Genomic DNA, 15,803 nt, shown 5'->3' on the forward strand with positions numbered 1-15,803 from the left:
TCAGTCATAGGGCCCATCGTCGGGCTCGGTGCGGTCAATCCACCTCAATAAGAGATCCAACACGATCCACAATGGCACCGGTTCATTTAACCGTTCCAGCCATTGTGGATCTTCTATTAACCCGGCATCCTGCGCCATTTGGCCGATCATTTTGATTTTTTGATCCGAAGAGGTCATCAAGTCTCGCCTCCTTGTTGCGCGCGTTTCTCCGCATTTACCTATATTTCGAAACTAGTATATGTCGCCAATTGTCGCAGCGTTCGCTTTTGTGGGGATTTATGTCGTAAATATTTAATTGCGTTAATCTATCTTTCGACATAGGCTCTGAGTATAATAAAAGAGAAGGCAATGTTCGGGACGAAGGGAGCATACCTATGGATAATGCGGCGGTTTTTGTGAAAAGTTGGACGAAGCTCACGAAGGATTGGAACGCGCAGATGGAAGCGGAGTTAGCTCCGCAATTAACGGCGGGACAGCTGGAAGTTCTTGAGTTGCTGCAGGTGCATGAACCGATGAAACCATCGGATTTGCTCCCTCATTTGGAAACGACGCCGGCGGCGATCACGACGTTACTTGATCGCATGGAGCGCGGAGGGTTGGTTGAGCGGAATAGGGACGAGGGCGACCGTCGGATCGTGTGGGTGACCATGACGGCTCTAGGGCGCTCGGAAGCGGAACGAGGCTTAAGCGTGCGCAGCGCGATCGTAAACCGATCGTTGGAGCAAGTATCGAGCCATAATCGGCAGCTTCTCGTTTATTTGATCAGCAAGGTAGCCGGTACAAGGGAGTCTGTCGCTAGCGGCGAACGGAAGGTTAACATAAGCGATTCGGACTCGGACAATCAGGATAACAACGTTGAGTCCTCAGCGATCTCATCATAGGTACAATGAACGCCCCTTGCGGTTTTGCGCAGGGGGCGTTTCCAATTATGATTTCTATTATGATTTCTTGTGAAGTTGCAAGAGATGTTTATTGATACCGGAGTACAGTTGTTTGATCTTCTTGTAATCTTGATCGGTTAAAGAGGGAATGTTTTTTGAGGCTAACGCGGTTCTCATCGGGATAACCGTATAATAACGTTTTTGATTTTTCCATAAGATGTGAACCCATGTAGGTTCTTTTATGATCTTGTCCATCTGGATCGAGGATGTTCCGTCGGGCTGTTCGGTTTTGACGATATGTATTCCGAAGATCAATCCGACGTCTTTCCAGTTGCCGGTCTGGTTCGAGATGAAGTTGCCAAGAGAGTATATCGCGATTCCCCGGCGCGATTGTCCGTCTTCGCTTTCGGAAGCGGGAACGACGATCTCCTCGTAGGGCTGAACAACGTGGGGGTGAGAGCCGAGGATAATGTCTGCGCCGGCTTTCACGAGACTATGCGCTAGCTTGGTTTGTTGTTCGTTGGGCATGCGTTGATATTCAACGCCAAAGTGCAAGGAAACGGTAACGACGTCAGCACCGGCTTCGCGGAGCCGTGAGATATCCTGCTCAATGACGTCGAGATCGATTAAATTAACGGCGAAGGAGCTGTCTGCCGGGATCGGAATACCATTCGTACCGTACGTATAGGCTAGGAAACCCATTCGTATGCCGTTTCGATCCTCGATGACTAACCGCTGTTGATCGGCGGCGGAAGTAGATGTGCCAATCGGAATAAGTCCGGCTTTCCTCACGTTGGCAAGCGTTCTTTTTACGCCGGGAAAGGCCCGATCCATCGAATGGTTGTTGGCGGTAGATACGAGCTGAACACCTGCGTCGACTAACGCATCCGCTAACTCTTTCGGCGCATTGAATCGCGGGTATCCGGTTATTTTCAAATCTTTGCCGGCGATCGGCATTTCCAGATTGCCGATGACCCAATCGCCTTGTTCTAAGATCGGTTTAACTTGAGTGAACCATGGCGTTAAGTCATAACTCTTCTTGGCTTGATTGTAGTAAGCCGGCAACTGCGGCATATGAACCATAATGTCGCCTATCGCGAGCAGGGTCGCTTCACTGCGAATGGGCTCGGATGAGTGGGAAGGTGATGCTCCCGGGCTCTCTGAAGCCGTCTGTGCGGGCGTAGAGGGGAAGTTCGAATAGGTTGCTGGTTGTGCAGAACTTAGCGTTGGCGAAGGGGAGAGGGACGGACTACTCGAACAAGCTGCTAGCATAATCGCTAGCAGCCCGATACAAGTTATGGAAATTAGTCGTTTTATAGGGTTCGCCCAGCTTGGAGAGAAGCTTCGAGGCATTATACTTCGCTCTCCCAACGCCCGTATATCCCACATGGCAACGTCATCCCGCTGCGAGTAATCGGCAGTCCGATTTCTCCACAATCCAGCTTGCCGCCGAATTTACGCCGAATGGATAAGTTAAGCAGGTTATTGAGTACGGTAGGGGATAACCCTGTCGTGTAAGAATTAACGAGAACGAACAATGGCTTCTCCGAGAGAATGCCCAGGCAAGATTCCAGGAACGGGAACAGGTTTTCCTCTAATTTCCACATCTCGCCGTTCGGTCCGCGACCATATGACGGAGGGTCCATAATAATCGCTTCATATTGGCGGCCCCGGCGTTCTTCGCGTTGTACGAACTTGAATACGTCATCCGTGATGTAACGTATAGGCGCGGAGCCGAGTCCAGATAGTTCAGCGTTCTCCTTGGCCCATTGGACCATGCCTTTGGCGGCATCCACGTGGCATACCTCGGCTCCTGCCGATGCAGCGGCGACGGTAGCTCCACCGGTGTAGGCGAACAGATTGAGCACGCGAATAGGGCGGTTAGCCTCGCGAATCTTGTTCATCATCCAGCTCCAGTTGACCGCTTGCTCGGGGAACAAGCCCGTATGTTTAAAGCTGGTCGGCTTAATATGGAATTTCAAAGGGCCATAAGAGATATTCCATCTCTCGGGAAGGGCGCGTTTGTAAGTCCATTGGCCGCCGCCGCTGTGGCTGCGATGATAGTGGCCGTCCGCCTGTTTCCATTCCGAATTTTCGGATTTGAGCGGCCATATAATTTGCGGATCAGGCCGACGTAAAATGACATCGCCCCAACGTTCAAGCTTCTCGCCGTTACCGGTATCGAGTAATTCGTAATCTTGCCAATCTTGTGCCATTTGCATCATTGTTTAATCTTCCTTTTGTCGTCAAATAGGGTATTGGGGTAACGCCTCGTTGTTATTCGTCGGATTAAACCGGTATCCGAATCCGCGAACGGTTTGTATCCAACGAGGCCGGGATGGATCCAATTCCATCTTCTTTCTCAGATTGCTGATGTGCACCATGAGCGTGCGCGTATCTCCCATACTATCGGATTGCCATACGCGGCGATAAAGCTCCTCTAGCGGGAATACCCGATTCGGTTGCTTGGCGAGCACGCTTAAGAGCTCGAATTCCTTGGCGGAGAGAGAGAGGACTTCGCCCTCCAAACGCACCACAAGACTACGGAAATCGATTTCTAACCCAGGAAAACTCAGGTTGACGAGTTGATCGTCGATGCTTCTCTCGCGCGTTCTGCGTCTGCGGATATGCGCTTGAATTCTAGCCACGAGCTGGCTCGGGCTGAAAGGCTTCGTTATGTAGTCATCCCCGCCTTCGGACAATCCACGGATGATATCCTGGTCCTCCGATTTGCAGCTAAGGAACAGGATCGGAACGTCCGCGCATACGCCTAGGCGCAGCTCGCGGCAAACTTCGATCCCATCCACTCGCCCGAGATTCACGTCTAGCACGATAAGGTCGGGAACTAGAGATTCCGCAAGCTGTTTGGCATCGGCGCCGTTATCCGAAGTATGAACGGTAAATCCTTCTCGGGCTAAATACAAGGTAATCAGCTCGGTAATTTCTCTCTCGTCGTCAACAACAAGAATAGTAGCTTCCGAACTCTTCATTATTTTCCCTCCATATTGAAGAGTCTTGATGCCTTATTATAACGAAAGCGTTGACGAGTAATCAATGCACCGTTACAATGACGTTCGAATGGTTGTTAGATCGAACGGATACAGTTGATCTGGGGAGAGGGGTACGACGTGTCCCGAAACACGGAATGGGCGTTCAAACGATGGAGTAAAAGCATGGCGGGCTTGCTGCTTCTAACCGCACTATGGGCAGTCCTAGGGGGTTGTTCGGCAGCGACGCAATCGACTAAACCAATCCCTAAAGCGGAGCAAGGCATTATCGATCTTACGGAGTGGTCGTGGGACGAGGACGGTATCGTTCCATTGAACGGGCAGTGGGCATTCGTTTGGAACAATTCCATACGCGGAGAAAAGCGGGGCCCGAAAATCGGCGGTATAACTACCCTTACAGTTCCGGGAACTTGGGGCAACCTGAGGATGGGAAACGGAGAAGCTCTGAGGAATCAGGGGTACGGTATTTATCGATTGACGATAAACCACCAAATACAAGATGAATTGTTAGCCGTCCGTGTCCCGAATATCGCTACCGCGTACGACTTGTCGATTAACGGCAAAGTCGTTATGTCTCGTGGGCGGGCCGATACGGATGAGCGGAAGGCTTTCCCTTATCAATTGCCGGCGATGGTGCATTTCACCGCGTCGGGTACTCAGACCGTGCTAGAGCTTGCCGTTGCCAATTACGATCATAGGGACGGCGGTATCCGGACGGAGATCATTATCGGCAACGCAAGCCAAATCCAGAAGCTGCAAATCCGGCATGCCGCGCAGGAACTGATCATATTAGGTTGTCTGATTATGATCGGATTTTATCACCTTGGCTTGTTCATACTTCGGCGCAAAGAGGTTGCAAACATCATGTTTGCCCTGCTTTGTTTTTTCGTAGGGCTAAGGATGGGGCTTATCGGAGAAGGCTTTATCGTGCAGTGGGTTAAAGGTATGGATTGGGGAACGGCTATCCGACTGGAATATCTATCCTTCATTATGGGGGGCTGGTCTGGATTTGCGTTCTTCCAAATCATCTATCCGATAGAAATCAAACGAGTTTGGTTTAAGCTGTCGAGCGGAATAGCGGCTCTGTTGATTCTAAGCGTGTTAGTCGTTCCGCCGATTCGCTTTACTTCTTGGGTAATGGGATATCAGATTTACATCCTATTGCTAAGCGCGATAGTGTTGGTGAGCTTGGTGCTGTCTTCGCTCCGAAGGCGGGAAGGGTCCAGGTTGGCGCTAATCGGGGTAGCAGGCCTCGTCATTACGATCGTGAATGACATCCTTTTCTATAACGGTTGGTGGCGTTCGATCGATCTGTTGCCGATAGGATTGTTGTTCCTTATCGTGATGAATTCCTTCATTATTTCTTTGAGATTTTCAAGAACCTATGACCGTGCCGAACAGATGTCCGCGGAACTCATCGAATGGAATAATTCGCTCGAACAACGAATCTCGGATCGCACGGATGAGCTTCAGCATTCGTATCAGACATTGGAAGAAGCGAAGCTTGACCTCGAACGAATGGAACAATCCCGGGTTCAACTGGTCAGCAACATTTCCCATGACCTGAGAACCCCGATCACGTTGCTTCAAGGCTATCTGGAAGCGCTAAGGGACAATGTCATTTCCGAACCGACGCAACGGGAGAATACGATTAGATTGATGCTGTCGAAAGTAGAAGGTTTGAATTCGCTCATTCAGGATTTGTTCGATCTTTCGGTTCTGGAAGCTAGGAGAGTCGACCTGGCGTTGGAGAAAATTCCGCTCCCAAGCTGGAAAGACAGAATAACGGAGCAGTATGGTTTGGAAATGGAATCGAGAGGGATCGCTTTCGATTGCTCGTTAGCGACGGAATCCACGTTCGACGCGGCGGTCACGATCGATATACGCAGGATGGATCGGGTAATCGCCAACCTAGTATACAATGCGATCAAATATACGCCGAGAGGCGGGACGATTCGAATAACGATGCGCGACGATGCGGATGCATCCACAGTCGAAGTTCTCGTTACGGATAACGGAAGCGGAATCGAGCCCGATGATCTGCCTTATCTGTTCGACCGCTATTTCAAAAACGAGAAATCACGCAGTTCCGCATCGTCGGGTAGCGGTTTAGGTTTAGCCATCTCCAAGGAAATCGTGGAAATGCATGGCGGGCAAATCAGCGCGTTAAACCCCCCGGAGGGTGGCAGCGTTTTCCGGATCGTATTGCCTTTAACGAAATAAGGATAAGAGTCTATCCGCTATCGTTGACTCTGTGCTCTTGACGCATAAAGTCGGTAATCAAATTGATCGACTTCTTTCTTTGCTCATGATTCATGTGCTGAAATAGAGACAATATTTCCTTCGTATCAGGCGTCACGGATAGTTCGTTCTTTGCTTTGGATTGACTGCCGCCTATAATGAAGTCTAACGACACGTCGAAATAGGCAGCGAGTTTAATGAGAGTGTCGTAAACCGGCTGTCTATTATTGATCTCGTAGTGACTGTATGCAGAGCGAGTTATCCCGATGTGGCGGGCTACTTCTTCCTGCGAAATTTTACGGCGAAGGCGCAGTTCTCGCAGACGTTCTCCCATATTCATATTTAATATCTCCTTGACACCAGATAGAGTATCTAATAGTAATTTATGATACAAAATGTATCGTGTCAAGGGGTTAGTAAACGTTTTCTCGTTCAAATCATGAATAAATTATTGAGATTTACGTCGATATTAGGGTTGGCGTCTCTAAATAAGCGTGGTTATGTTGTAATATGAGGATACAATACGTATCTTTTTGGGAGGTGAATGTGATGAAGGTGAATATTCTTAATGCTAAGATGAGCCACAGCGAGGAGTCAGGTTATGTCGGCCATGTTCAGTTCGAAGTCGAGGAACACAAGCAGCCTTACGAGGTGACGATACAAAGCAATAACGGCAGGAATAACTGGAGCTACGCTTTGAATTTCAGCAATCAGCCGGGCAGCGAAGAGGAAATTCAAGCGGTGGATGAGCAGCTTGAAGAAGACGACTCGTTTTTCGAACAATTCGTGATCGCCGCGAACAAAGCTTTGGGCTAAGCGATTGCCACATATTCATGAAGAGGGGCTGTTCCGTAAGATCAGTGATGATCTTAACGAAACAGCCCCTGTTTGTAATCGTCTACTCCTTCGATTGATAATCGATCTCCAGGAAGTTTTCCACTTCCGTCACCCAGCGTTCGTTCACGAATTTCACGTGAAGGGGGTGGGAATTGTAGGCCTCGTAATCTGCTTCATGCGCGAACTCCATCGAAAATCCGTATGCGAATTCGTTCTTCGGACTAACTTGGCGGTACACCTTAAAGTTGCGCACGCTAGGAATAGAGGACAGAATAGATCGTCCATCTTCAATGAAGAGGTTTTCTTCCTCCGAGCCCCTAGGATGCTTCAGATTAAAAATGACAGAATGAATAAGGGTTTGGTTGTCCATAGTAGGTTCCTCCTCATAAGCTCTAATCTTTGATTATTCGATTATAGAGCTTTTACGCTTGAAATTGAAAGGATCCGATTCGAAGCGCGCCCTTGAGCACAAGATATAGGCTACCATTGTCATTCGGTAACTCGGTTTGGCAGGATACGGTTTGCCATTCGGACGACTCTCCGGAGACGGCGCAACTACCTGCGAGTTTCCCCTCAGGCCCGTCAAGGCGTATCTCGATCTCGGCATTTCCAGTGCACGTGATCCTCGCCTCGAAAGTGCGATATTCCGCCCTCAAAGCAGCATCGTCGAAACGAATCCACGCAAGCGGGGATGAAGTGACAACGCTGTCTCCGCCTTCCGTATTTTCTCCGATCACCACGCCTTCATAATCATCGTAATTGATCGCTTTTGTTGGCAATAGCAAATTCCGTGGAGGAATCGTTTCACCGAAAATCGCGATCGTACTGTTCAAACGTATGTCCGTAGAAGAGGAGCCGATCATCAACGTGCATTGACCATTTTCCAAACAAAACTTCTCTCTCGTCACGTCCCAGAATACGAGATCCGATGCATTCAATACGAATGTAACGTCAGTGGACTCACCTGCTGCCAAAGCGACCCGTTTAAAGCCCTGTAGCTGTCTTAGCGGACGCTTCACGCGGGAAGGCCCCGACCTGGTATAGAGCTGTACGACTTCCTCACCGTAGGCTTCGCCGGAATTCGTTACCCGCAATGTCGCCGTTACGCTGCCCCCTTCGGAAATGCGATCCGAATCCAACGTCAGTTCATCGTATTTGAACGTGGAGTAAGAGAGGCCATGGCCGAACGGATATAACGGCTTGCCGGCGAAGTATTGGTAAGTACGTTCACTCTTGATGATGTCGTAATCCATGAAATCGCCGAGCTGCTCAGTAGATTCGTACCAAGTCATATTCAAACGTCCTGCTGGATTGTACTGACCGAACAACACTTCGGATAAAGCGGTCCCGATCTCATGGCCCGCATGAGAGGAATAAACGACCGCCGGAATATGCTCGTTAACCCAATTGATCGCGTAAGGGTAGCTGCCAACGATGACGACGATCGTATTAGGATTCGCCGCGAACACTTCTTGAATAAGACGTTCTTGCGATTCCGCAAGCGTCAGGTCAGGACGGTCCATCGTTTCTTTGCCGTTGATAAGCGGATGATTCCCGACGAACACGACGGCAACATCCGCATCGCGGGCTGCTTCAACGGCGTCATGAATACCGTCAACGACTTTCTCGAACGTAAAGCTGTCCGCGTCTTCAGCCGAACCATCCTTAACGTTCAATTGGCCCGACTTAGGGTCAACGGTGACGGGGCGATCGTTCCAAGTCGTGATTTGCGAGTCGCCTTGACCATGCCGAACGCGAAACACTTCCTTCGTAAACCATTCCCAAATATGCTCGGAAGAAGCTGTGACTAGCGAATCGTCCGTCGTAAGGTATAAACCATTCGTTTTGGAGATCAAAGTGTGGCTGTCCCAGCCCCAATCGGACAATTCAAATATTTCCGCATCGTCGGCGGAAGGTTGGTTCGCGGCTAGTGGCTGCTTGTCTTCCTTAGTTAAAGATACATATTTGCCATTGGACGTTGACTTAAGCTTCACGTGATCGTTGCCACTGGCAAACGCAACGCTCTGCCCCTTCGCGGAAAGCCGCTTCTTGATCGCATCAAGAGGAGTTACCGCATAGGGAAGAGTACCGCTATACCAATCCCGATAAACTTTGCCCCCGAGCGGTCCGATGACAGCTACCTTCTTCAGCTTGTCCGCTTGAAGCGGAAGCGCTTTGTTCTCGTTCTTGAGCAATACAACGCTTTTCTTGGCGGCTTCAAGCGAGAGGGCGATGTGGTCGGGGTGCAGAATTTCCGATTCATCGATCGCGGCGTAAGGATTACGGGTGTCCGGATCGAATTCGCCAAGCCGGAAACGTACTCGGAACGTATTGGTGAGGGCAACGTCGAGATCCTTTTCGCAGAGCAGATTATCCGCTAGCGCATCGCGAATTGCTTGCTTGGAAATATCGTGATCGTCGGTAATGCTGTCGACTCCGGCTTTAATCGTGAGTGCGACGGCTTCCTTGTAGGTTGCTACATACTTGTGTTCGTTCACGGTGCCTAGGACGTCTCCGGCATCACTAACTACGAAGCCGTCCATGCCCCATTGTTGCTTCACGATTCGGTTAACGTCCGGATTCAAGTTAGCCGGAACGCCGTTAACGGAATTGTAGGCGGTCATCATCGATTTGGCTTGGCCTTCCTTGAACGGAATCTCAAACGCTTTCAAATAATATTCCTTCATATTTCTCGGATCGATGCTGACGGAACATTCGCCGCGGTCGATCTCGTTGTTATTGCCGATGAAGTGCTTGAGGGAGGCAACGGATTTCAAATAGAATGGATCATCGCCTTGCAAGCCGTGGATAAGGGCGGAAGATAGCTTGCCCGTTAGATGCGGATCTTCACCATAAGCTTCCTCCGTACGGCCCCACCGCGGATCGCGCTCCATATCTACGGTAGGCGCCCATAGGGTCAAACCGTTAATGGCCGGGTTTTTCTTGAAGAAAGCACGGGCTTCGTCGCTTATGACATCGCCAATTCGCTTCAGCAGTTCCGTATCCCAAGTGCAGGCAAGTCCAATGGGCTGAGGGAAGCTGGTTGCCTCTCCTAGCCATGCCATACCATGCGCGGCTTCCGTGCCATGTTTGTAAGCTTTGATTCCTAACCGCGCGACTTCGTCCTGATACTGACACATGAGATTGATTTTCTCTTCCAGCGTGAGTTGCGCGACCAAATCGTCAACTCTCTCCGCAAGCGACAAATCGGGGTTTTGGAAACGATATTCGTATTTTTCTGTCATTCTGTTCAGCTCCCATCAGTAGGCTTGAAACCGTAGATTAAACGATTTTACCATGCAAGGTTGTAACGATCATACCCGCTAAATTGGACAGAAAATCCGTTCACAATTAGTTGTTGAAGTCGTTTACAATAGAGAAAAAGTCGTATAATGAAGCTTATTACTCGGAATCGCACCATACGAAGGTGGTTATCCAATTGTTTTCCCGTGCCCTGAATAACATGAAGCTAAGGACTAAGCTGATTTTGTCCTTCGTAGCCGTCGTATTCTTGCCCGTGTTGCTCGTGGGCATTTTGCTCACGAACGAACTAAGGAATATGGCTCTTAGCAACGCGATGGAACAAACATCTGCCAACGTACAACGGGTTAAAGCCCGTACGGCGGAACTCATTAATGTCGCTTATGACAGTTCATACCGGATCGCTAACGACTCCCGCTTGGAAGCCGTATCCACCAGGCGGTACGAGTCCGTATATGAAGTTGTAGAAGCCTATAGGGAATATCAAGTGTTCAACGAGAACAAGCGGCTATATAAGGAAATATCGAATCTTAGATTTTACATGGACAATCCTACGATGCTGGATAACTGGGAATTCATTCAACCCGAAGAGGATATTAAAAACTCCGATTGGTATCAGAAGACATTAGCTAGTACGAACGGCAAGGTTAGCTGGTATTTTCTTGACGACGAAAGGTATAATCGCAAATATTTAAGCTTAGTCCGCAAAGTCAATTTCGTGGAGAAGAACACGAGCGGTATTCTGGTCATTAACGTTAACATGAACATGCTGAACTCTATCCTGAGGCAGGAATCGTTCGAAACAATGATCGTCGACGAGAGCAATACGATCGTCGCGGCGAATCGTTCCGATCGCGTAGGCAACACGTTAGCTGATATATCCTTCGAACGGGACGTCATCACGGAACAGGGCGGCTCCTTCGAAGCGAACGTCGACGGCAAAGCTTCGCGGATCTTAATCGAGCCGTTGGTTCCGGAAGACAGCTTGAATTCCTTGCGGATCATATCCGTGTTTTCCATCGACACGATCGTTAAGGATGCCAACCGTATCAACGTGCTGGCGATGATTATCATCTCGATCAGTTTGGCGATCACGATATTCCTTATCTATGGGGTATCGACCATTTTGTCGAAACGAATGCTCAGGCTCAGTAAGCATATTACGAAGGTGGCGACGGGGAATCTCGATATCATGCTCGAGATAGACGGCAGAGACGAGATCGGCCAACTGTCAAGACAGTTTAATTCCATGGTGACAAGTATAAATGGGTTAGTCGCTGAAGTGGAAGAGACGCATAAGCAGAACAACATGCTCGAATCGAAACAGAACGAAATCAAGCTTAAGATGATGGCTAGCCAGATTAATCCACACTTTTTGTTCAACGCGTTGGAATCCATTCGCATGAAAGCCCACTTGAAGGGGGAGAAGGAAATCTCCCAGGTCGTTCGATTGCTCGGAAAGCTTATGCGCCGCAACCTGGAGGTAGGAACGGGCAAGACGGCGTTGACCGATGAACTCGATATCGTACGTTGTTACCTGGATATACAGAAATTCCGTTATGAGGATAGATTGCAATATTCGCTCCGCTTGGATCCGCGAGTGGAACGAGTCAGCATACCGCCGTTAATTATTCAACCGCTCGTCGAGAACGCCGTCATCCACGGGCTTGAGAATAAGATGGAAGGCGGAATCGTGCATGTACAGGTTGAGTTGATCGGTGATAAAATCCACTTCGACGTATTTGATAACGGAGCCGGTATGACCGAGGACAAAATCGCGCAGCTCTACGAGTCGTTACAAGAGTCGCAAGATGACGAGACAAACCGGATCGGGCTTAGAAACGTGCATCTTCGGTTGTTATTAACTTATGGGGAAGAACATGGGCTTAAGTTCCAAAGCGAGCCGGGCGTAGGTACGCATATCTCATTTACCATTCCATCTGGGGGCGACTTACATGTATAAAGTATTGTTAGTGGACGACGAGCCTATGATTCGAGAGGGCCTTAAAACGCTTATTCCGTGGGAAGAGTTGGGTTTTCGAGTAATCGATACGGCTGTTAATGGGCAAGACGCGTTGCAAAAATGCGGTCAGATCGTTCCGGATTTAATGATTGCCGATATCCGAATGCCCGGCATGAACGGGTTGGAACTGATCAAAACCGTAAGAACGATGAGTTCGAACATGCACATTCTGATCTTAAGCGGCTATGCCGATTTCGAATACGCTAAGCAAGCGATCGTTCACCGGATTGACGGTTACTTGCTGAAGCCCGTCGATGAGGATGAATTAGCCGAGTATTTACTGAAATTGCGCGAGCAATTGGATATGGAATACGCCTCCCAAGATCAATACCCGGAAGTTAGAACGTTGGAATGGGATAGCGCCGTTCAAGATTTGCTATTGGGCGACGTGAGTCTTTCATCGGGTTATGCCGAGTTAGAGAGGCGATTTCCGTGGAGTTGTTACGAGGTAGTACTCATCAAGCATTTGCCTAACGGTGAAACGCAAACCGTACTTCCTGCGATGATCAAGAACAAACTAAAAGAAACGTTTGATGAGCAGGAAAGAGGCATCGCATTTTCATTGGAACCGTATATCGGAATCGTTGTGAAAGACGGGCTTAAGGACGAGCAGAAACTAAATAGCGTATATCATGACATCTTGGCAGCCAGCAAGGAGCATAACTTGGATTTTTTTGCGGTGTCGGGGGGCGAGGTGTTTAGCTGGTCCGACATCGCGATCTCTTATCGGAGAGCGCTTGAACTGATGAAGAATAAATTTTTCTTGGACAGCGGCTCCATTACCCAATCTTCCAATCCTTATCCCATTTTCATACCCGCCGCCGAGCAGAATCAGAATTTGGATGAATTGTTCGGCGCGGCAACAGAAACTTTATATTTGGCGCTTGAGATCGGTAACCTTCCCGCCTCGAGACAACTGATCCAGAATACAGCCGAAGTCATGTATCGCTGCGGCTGCAAGGAAGATGAAATCAAAACCCGGTTCGTTCAGATGTTCTCGACGATTCTGGACAAGCTTACCCATAACCGATCGGAAATGCATAGCTTGGAAATTCGGGCGGGTTTATTAGAAAGCTACAAGGAAACTCGGTATATGGGATTAATCGAGCGCTTGGCCGCTATCGCGGAGGGGATGGCCAATTCGATGGAAAATTCCGGTACGGACAAGCAGATTAAGCGAATGATCGACGTCATTCACCGAAATTACGGGGAAAATCTGAAGCTGGAGAAGCTCGCCGAGTTGTTCAACTATAATAGCGCTTATCTCGGGAAGCTGTTCAGGCAGGCGACGGGAGAGCACTTCAATACTTATCTGGACAAAGTTAGGATCGAGCAAGCCAAAACGCTGCTGGAACAAGGCTTGAAAGTTTATCAAGTGGCGGAGAAAGTCGGATATGCAAACGTCGATTATTTCCATACGAAATTTCGTAAATACGTGGGAACTTCACCGACCGGTTATAAAAAAATGTGATAGTCCCGACAATGAAACGCGTGGTTTCCAACTAAGGAACCACGCGTTTCATTTTTTTACTGAAATCAGGGTCATTTGTTAAGAGATGTAAAATGAACTGTATGCGGTTACACTAATTTTCACATGATTTTATGCCAAATCCTTTGGGTAGTAGGAGGCGCAGCTGTTCCGATATGATAAATACATGAAGCAGGAGGGATTCCATGAAAGCGGTCGCAGCACCCTTAACCAACAAAGAGAAACCACGTAAAAGCCGGTTCTGGACAACGTTCATCCGTAACAAGTATTTGTACATGATGTCGTTGCCTTTCGTCATCTGGGTATTTATATTCAGCTACTACCCGCTATGGGGATGGACGATGGCTTTCCAGAAATATAAGCCAGGGAAATCGTTCGGAGAACAGAAGTGGGTGGGATTAGAGCATTTCCGCTATTTGTTCAATGATGATACTTTCTATCTGGTTTTACGAAATACACTCGCGATGAGTTTCATGGGCATTATTGCCGGATTTGCCATTCCGATCATTTTCGCCATAATGCTAAATGAAATTCGCCATATGGCATTCAAAAGGTTCGCTCAGACCGTATCGTATTTACCTCACTTCGTGTCATGGGTCGTCGTTGCGGGGATCGTCACGAAGTTGCTTTCCGCGGAAAACGGTGCAGTTAACGAATTTCTAATGTGGCTAGGCATAATTAGCGAACCGATTCAATTCATGGCCAAGGGAGAATGGTTCTGGGGAATCGTAACCGTATCCGACGTCTGGAAGGAAACCGGTTGGAACACGATCATCTATCTGGCTGCGATTGCCGGAATCGGACCCGAGTTGTATGAAGCCGCTAAAGTGGATGGGGCAAGCCGCCTTCGCCAAATATGGCATATTACATTGCCGGGTATTCGTACGACGATCATCATTTTGCTCATTATGTCGATCGGCCATCTTATCAGTATCGGCTTCGAAAAACAATTTTTGCTCGGCAACAACTTGGTGGGGGATTACTCCAAAGTACTTGACTTGTATTCATTAGAATACGGTTTGCAGATGAGCCGCTATTCCTTTGGTACGGCAATCAATATGTTCAACTCAGTAGTCAGCTTGATTCTACTGTTCAGCGCGAACGGGTTGTTCAAGAAATTCACGAAAGAAAGCATCATGTAACGGAGGTGGCAGAGTGACAACCAATCAAATGTTGAACCGATCTTCGAAGTCAGACAAAATTTTCAACGTTGCGGTATATGTCTTCGTCATCCTCGCGACAATTGCGACATTATATCCGTTTTTGAACGTACTTGCTTTATCGCTTAATGATTCGACGGACAGCGTACGCGGAGGAATTACGATCTTCCCACGCCATTTTACGTTAAAGAATTACGATGTCATCTTCTCCTTTTCGGGTTTGATAACTGGATTCAAAATTTCTATTCTCCGGACGATCGTGGGAACGGTTCTTGGATTAATCAGCGCATCGATGCTAGCATACACGCTTAGCCGCCCGGACTTTCAGGCAAGACGGTTCGTATCCGTGTACTTGGCTTTAACGATGTATATTTCCGGAGGATTGATTCCGGTCTATCTCCTCATTAAAGACTTACACATGATGAATACTTTTGCCGTATATGTTCTCCCTGGATTGGTTTCCGCATTTAACGTGTTTATTATCCGCTCCTTCATGGACGGGATTCCCTATGCCTTGCAAGAATCCGCGAAGCTTGACGGCGCTAACGATTTTACGATTTACTGGCGCGTCGTCCTTCCGATGACGAAACCAGCATTAGCGACCATTGCTTTGTTCCTTGCGGTAACCCAGTGGAATTCCTGGTTCGATACGTACCTATACAACGGATCGAACGAATCTCTTACGACGTTGCAGTTCGAACTGATGAAGGTGCTGCAAAGTACGACAAGCGGCAATGGAGATTACCGAAATACGAACATGACGCAAGTGATGTCCAGCGTGTCGCCGGAATCGGTTAAGATGGCGATTACGATTGTCGTTACCCTTCCGATTCTTCTCGTATATCCGTTCTTGCAGCGTTATTTCGTCAAAGGCATGACCTTGGGAGCGGTAAAAGGTTAATT

The 15,803-nt window shown here is 48.5% G+C and carries 14 protein-coding genes; 7 read left to right on the forward strand and 7 right to left on the reverse strand.

Annotated elements, in window-relative coordinates; all coding sequences use genetic code 11:
* Positions 1-177 (reverse strand): hypothetical protein, encoded by a 177-nt coding sequence (locus tag L3D05_RS02495; protein ID WP_239614279.1) that lies wholly within the window; start codon positions 175-177, stop codon positions 1-3.
* 197 nt (positions 178-374) lie between these two features.
* Here L3D05_RS02495 and L3D05_RS02500 point away from each other — a divergent pair, with 197 nt between their 5' ends.
* Positions 375-881 carry a MarR family winged helix-turn-helix transcriptional regulator gene (locus tag L3D05_RS02500; RefSeq protein ID WP_369417929.1) on the forward strand — a complete coding sequence of 169 codons (507 nt, stop codon included), beginning with the start codon at positions 375-377 and terminating at the stop codon, positions 879-881.
* Positions 882-938: 57 nt separating this feature from the next.
* Here the strand turns inward: L3D05_RS02500 and L3D05_RS02505 are convergent, their stop codons facing one another.
* The 3 genes from L3D05_RS02505 to L3D05_RS02515 are packed head-to-tail and all read right to left on the reverse strand — an operon-like array spanning position 939 to position 3,871.
* Positions 939-2,234 (reverse strand): CapA family protein, encoded by a 1,296-nt coding sequence (locus tag L3D05_RS02505; protein WP_239614281.1) that lies wholly within the window; start codon positions 2,232-2,234, stop codon positions 939-941.
* Positions 2,234-3,103, reverse strand: a complete 870-nt coding sequence (locus tag L3D05_RS02510) for a class I SAM-dependent methyltransferase (RefSeq protein WP_239614742.1) — start codon at positions 3,101-3,103, stop codon at positions 2,234-2,236. Before L3D05_RS02510 ends, L3D05_RS02505 begins: the two co-directional genes overlap by 1 nt.
* A gap of 24 nt (positions 3,104-3,127) precedes the next feature.
* A complete protein-coding gene (locus L3D05_RS02515; protein ID WP_239614282.1) occupies positions 3,128-3,871 on the reverse strand; it encodes a response regulator transcription factor in 744 nt (247 codons plus the stop codon).
* A 138-nt stretch (positions 3,872-4,009) separates the two neighbouring features.
* On the opposite strand from L3D05_RS02515, the gene L3D05_RS02520 reads away from it, so the two are divergent.
* Positions 4,010-6,112 carry a sensor histidine kinase gene (locus L3D05_RS02520; RefSeq protein ID WP_239614284.1) on the forward strand — a complete coding sequence of 701 codons (2,103 nt, stop codon included), beginning with the start codon at positions 4,010-4,012 and terminating at the stop codon, positions 6,110-6,112.
* Positions 6,113-6,122: 10 nt separating this feature from the next.
* Here the strand turns inward: L3D05_RS02520 and L3D05_RS02525 are convergent, their stop codons facing one another.
* Complete coding sequence (locus tag L3D05_RS02525; protein WP_239614285.1) at positions 6,123-6,470, reverse strand: helix-turn-helix domain-containing protein; 348 nt, start codon at positions 6,468-6,470, stop codon at positions 6,123-6,125.
* A 209-nt stretch (positions 6,471-6,679) separates the two neighbouring features.
* On the opposite strand from L3D05_RS02525, the gene L3D05_RS02530 reads away from it, so the two are divergent.
* Positions 6,680-6,946, forward strand: coding sequence for a hypothetical protein (locus L3D05_RS02530; RefSeq protein ID WP_239614287.1), 267 nt, complete (start codon positions 6,680-6,682; stop codon positions 6,944-6,946).
* A gap of 82 nt (positions 6,947-7,028) precedes the next feature.
* Here L3D05_RS02530 and L3D05_RS02535 read toward each other — a convergent pair whose 3' ends face one another.
* Both L3D05_RS02535 and L3D05_RS02540 read right to left on the reverse strand, forming a co-directional pair.
* Entirely contained in the window at positions 7,029-7,337 is a 309-nt protein-coding gene (locus tag L3D05_RS02535) for a Dabb family protein (RefSeq protein ID WP_239614288.1), read from the reverse strand.
* Between the two features lie 52 nt (positions 7,338-7,389).
* Positions 7,390-10,212, reverse strand: coding sequence for a glycoside hydrolase family 3 protein (locus tag L3D05_RS02540; protein ID WP_239614290.1), 2,823 nt, complete (start codon positions 10,210-10,212; stop codon positions 7,390-7,392).
* 194 nt (positions 10,213-10,406) lie between these two features.
* On the opposite strand from L3D05_RS02540, the gene L3D05_RS02545 reads away from it, so the two are divergent.
* The 4 genes from L3D05_RS02545 (at position 10,407) to L3D05_RS02560 (ending at position 15,801) form a co-directional block, all read left to right on the forward strand.
* Positions 10,407-12,191 carry a sensor histidine kinase gene (locus L3D05_RS02545; protein ID WP_369417930.1) on the forward strand — a complete coding sequence of 595 codons (1,785 nt, stop codon included), beginning with the start codon at positions 10,407-10,409 and terminating at the stop codon, positions 12,189-12,191.
* Positions 12,184-13,722 (forward strand): response regulator transcription factor, encoded by a 1,539-nt coding sequence (locus L3D05_RS02550; protein WP_239614291.1) that lies wholly within the window; start codon positions 12,184-12,186, stop codon positions 13,720-13,722. Before L3D05_RS02545 ends, L3D05_RS02550 begins: the two co-directional genes overlap by 8 nt.
* A 203-nt stretch (positions 13,723-13,925) precedes the next feature.
* On the forward strand, positions 13,926-14,882 hold the full coding sequence (locus L3D05_RS02555) for an ABC transporter permease (RefSeq protein ID WP_239614293.1): 957 nt from the start codon (positions 13,926-13,928) through the stop codon (positions 14,880-14,882).
* A 28-nt stretch (positions 14,883-14,910) separates the two neighbouring features.
* Positions 14,911-15,801, forward strand: coding sequence for a carbohydrate ABC transporter permease (locus tag L3D05_RS02560; protein ID WP_239614744.1), 891 nt, complete (start codon positions 14,911-14,913; stop codon positions 15,799-15,801).
* Positions 15,802-15,803 lie beyond the last annotated feature (2 nt).

The organism is Cohnella mopanensis (assembly GCF_022352055.1).
GTDB lineage: Bacteria > Bacillota > Bacilli > Paenibacillales > Paenibacillaceae > Cohnella > Cohnella mopanensis.

Coding starts and splice junctions, on each gene's coding strand:
- L3D05_RS02495 (WP_239614279.1), bottom strand. CDS start 177: ATGACCTCTTCGGATCAAAAAATCAAAATGATCGGCCAAATGGCGCAG.
- L3D05_RS02500 (WP_369417929.1), top strand. CDS start 375: ATGGATAATGCGGCGGTTTTTGTGAAAAGTTGGACGAAGCTCACGAAG.
- L3D05_RS02505 (WP_239614281.1), bottom strand. CDS start 2,234: ATGCCTCGAAGCTTCTCTCCAAGCTGGGCGAACCCTATAAAACGACTA.
- L3D05_RS02510 (WP_239614742.1), bottom strand. CDS start 3,103: ATGCAAATGGCACAAGATTGGCAAGATTACGAATTACTCGATACCGGT.
- L3D05_RS02515 (WP_239614282.1), bottom strand. CDS start 3,871: ATGAAGAGTTCGGAAGCTACTATTCTTGTTGTTGACGACGAGAGAGAA.
- L3D05_RS02525 (WP_239614285.1), bottom strand. CDS start 6,470: ATGAATATGGGAGAACGTCTGCGAGAACTGCGCCTTCGCCGTAAAATT.
- L3D05_RS02530 (WP_239614287.1), top strand. CDS start 6,680: ATGAAGGTGAATATTCTTAATGCTAAGATGAGCCACAGCGAGGAGTCA.
- L3D05_RS02535 (WP_239614288.1), bottom strand. CDS start 7,337: ATGGACAACCAAACCCTTATTCATTCTGTCATTTTTAATCTGAAGCAT.
- L3D05_RS02540 (WP_239614290.1), bottom strand. CDS start 10,212: ATGACAGAAAAATACGAATATCGTTTCCAAAACCCCGATTTGTCGCTT.
- L3D05_RS02550 (WP_239614291.1), top strand. CDS start 12,184: ATGTATAAAGTATTGTTAGTGGACGACGAGCCTATGATTCGAGAGGGC.
- L3D05_RS02555 (WP_239614293.1), top strand. CDS start 13,926: ATGAAAGCGGTCGCAGCACCCTTAACCAACAAAGAGAAACCACGTAAA.
- L3D05_RS02560 (WP_239614744.1), top strand. CDS start 14,911: ATGTTGAACCGATCTTCGAAGTCAGACAAAATTTTCAACGTTGCGGTA.